The following is a 2,503-nucleotide window of genomic DNA, read 5'->3' on the forward strand; positions in this document are numbered from 1 at the left end:
CCATGCCTTGCGGTTGGCGACTTCTTGGCTTTACAGCGTTTGCGCTTCTTGGCTTTGGCGTCTCGATGGATGCGATGGCGGACCAGCCGAGGCCTTGGGAATTCGGGATGCAGACCGCCGTGACGCCGGTGATGGAACAGATCAGCGGCTTCCACGATTTTCTGCTGATCATCATCAGCGCCATCACGCTGTTTGTGATGGGGCTTTTGCTTTACATCATCCTGCGCTTCAACGCGAAGGCGAACCCGACCCCTTCCACGACGACGCACAACACGCCGATCGAAGTCCTTTGGACGGTTATTCCCATTCTCATTCTTGTTGTGGTCGCGATCCCGTCCTTTCGGCTTTTGTACTACACGGACCGGATTGAGAACGCCGAGATCACGGTCAAGGCGATCGGTCACCAGTGGTACTGGACCTATGTTTACCCGGACCACGACGACCTCACCTTTGACGCTTTCATAGCGACCGACGACGACCTTTCGGAAGGCGCGCCGCGCCTGCTGGCGACGGACACGGCGGTCGTGTTGCCGGTCGACACGACGGTCCGCCTGCTGACGACAAGCACGGATGTCCTGCACGCCTGGGCGATCCCGGCCTTCGGCGTCAAGGTGGACTCGATTCCCGGGCGGCTGCACGAAACCTGGTTCCGGGTCGAGAAGGAAGGCACCTATTACGGCCAATGCTCGGAGCTCTGCGGCACGAATCACGGCTTTATGCCGATCGTGGTCAAGATTGTCTCGAAGGAGGCCTACGAAGCGTGGCTCCAAGAGGCGAAAGAGGAATACGCAACGAATGGCGGGGCGGATCGGCAGCTTCGTGTCGCGCGGACGGACGTTCGGCAATAATTTCAAGGATCGGAGAGGGTAGGCCATGAGTGAAGGCGCGGTTTCATCTGCTGACGGCTATCGTATGAACTGGCGGCGCTGGGTTTATTCGACGAACCACAAGGACATCGGAACGATGTACCTCGTGCTCGCCGGTGTCATGGGCGTGGTCGGCGCCGCTATATCCATTCTGTTCCGGATGGAACTGCAGGCGCCTGGCCTGCAACTGTTTTCGGACGCCCATATGTTCAACGTCATGATCACCGCCCACGGGCTGGTCATGGTCTTCTTCCTGGTCATGCCGGCGATGATCGGCGGCTTCGGGAACTGGATCGTGCCGTTGATGATCGGCGCGCCGGACATGGCCTTCCCGCGGATGAACAACATCAGCTTCTGGCTTCTGTTCGCTTCCGCCCTCTTCCTGGTGGGGTCGCTCTTCGTGCCCGGCGGGCCGGGCGACGGCGCCGGTACCGGGTGGACGGTCTACCCGCCGTTGAGTGCGAGCCTCGGCCATGCCGGCCCGGCGGTGGATATGGCGATCTTCAGCCTGCATCTGGCGGGCGCTTCTTCGATTCTGGGCGCCATCAATTTCATCACGACCATCTTCAACATGCGGGCGCCCGGCATGACGCTGCACCGGATGCCGCTTTTCGTGTGGTCGATCCTGGTGACGGCGTTTCTGTTGCTTCTGTCGCTGCCGGTTCTGGCGGGCGCCATCACGATGTTGCTGACGGACCGTAATTTCGGCACCACCTTCTTCGACGCGGCCGGCGGCGGCGATCCGCTGCTTTTTCAGCATCTTTTCTGGTTCTTCGGGCACCCGGAAGTGTACATTTTGATCCTGCCGGGGTTCGGCATTATCAGCCAGATCGTTTCGACCTTCTCGAAGAAGCCGATCTTCGGCTATCTCGGCATGGCCTATGCGATGGTCGCCATCGGCTTCGTCGGCTTCATCGTCTGGGCGCACCACATGTACACGGTGGGCCTCGACGTTGACACCCGGGCCTACTTCGCCGCCGCGACGATGGTGATCGCCGTTCCCACCGGCATCAAGATCTTCAGCTGGATCGCGACGATGTGGGGCGGTTCGATCGAGTTCAAGACGCCGATGCTGTGGGCGGTCGGGTTCATCTTCCTGTTTACGGTCGGTGGCGTGACCGGGGTTGTGCTGTCGAACGCCGGGGTGGATATCGCGCTTCACGACACCTATTACGTCGTCGCGCACTTCCATTACGTGCTGTCGTTGGGCGCCGTCTTCGCGATTTTTGCCGGCTTTTACTACTGGCTTGGCAAGATGAGCGGCCGGCAATACCCGGAAACGCTTGGCAAGCTGCATTTCTGGATCACTTTCGTGGGCGTCAACCTGACCTTCTTCCCGCAGCACTTCCTGGGCCTTGCCGGCATGCCGCGGCGCATTCCGGATTACCCGGATGCCTTCGCCGGCTGGAACATGGTCTCCTCGCTGGGGTCCTACCTCTCGGCGGCCGGGGCGGTTCTCTTCCTTTACGTGCTCTACCGCACCTTTACATCCGGCAAGCAAGTCGCCGCGAATCCGTGGGGGCCAAGCGCGACGACGCTGGAATGGACGGTCAGCTCCCCGCCGCCGTGGCACTCCTATGAGGAATTGCCGCGGATCCGTTAGCTGGAGGAAGCGCCGCCGGTAGGCGCTTGGGGGG

At 61.0% G+C, this 2,503-nt stretch carries 2 protein-coding genes; both read left to right on the forward strand.

Annotated elements, in window-relative coordinates:
- A partial coding sequence (gene coxB / locus AB1781_11315) for a cytochrome c oxidase subunit II (protein ID MEW5705155.1) occupies window positions 1–848 on the forward strand: 848 nt, incomplete at its 5' end.
- 25 nt (window positions 849–873) lie between these two features.
- On the forward strand, window positions 874–2,469 hold the full coding sequence (gene ctaD / locus AB1781_11320; GenBank protein MEW5705156.1) for a cytochrome c oxidase subunit I: 1,596 nt from the start codon (window positions 874–876) through the stop codon (window positions 2,467–2,469).
- The last annotated feature ends 34 nt before the right edge of the window (window positions 2,470–2,503 follow it).

Source organism: Pseudomonadota bacterium (assembly GCA_040752895.1).
In the GTDB taxonomy this organism is placed as follows: domain Bacteria; phylum Pseudomonadota; class Alphaproteobacteria.

What these genes read in the sequence shown, in the direction of transcription:
- ctaD (MEW5705156.1), top strand. Translation starts at nt 874, where the DNA reads ATGAGTGAAGGCGCGGTTTCATCTGCTGACGGCTATCGTATGAACTGG.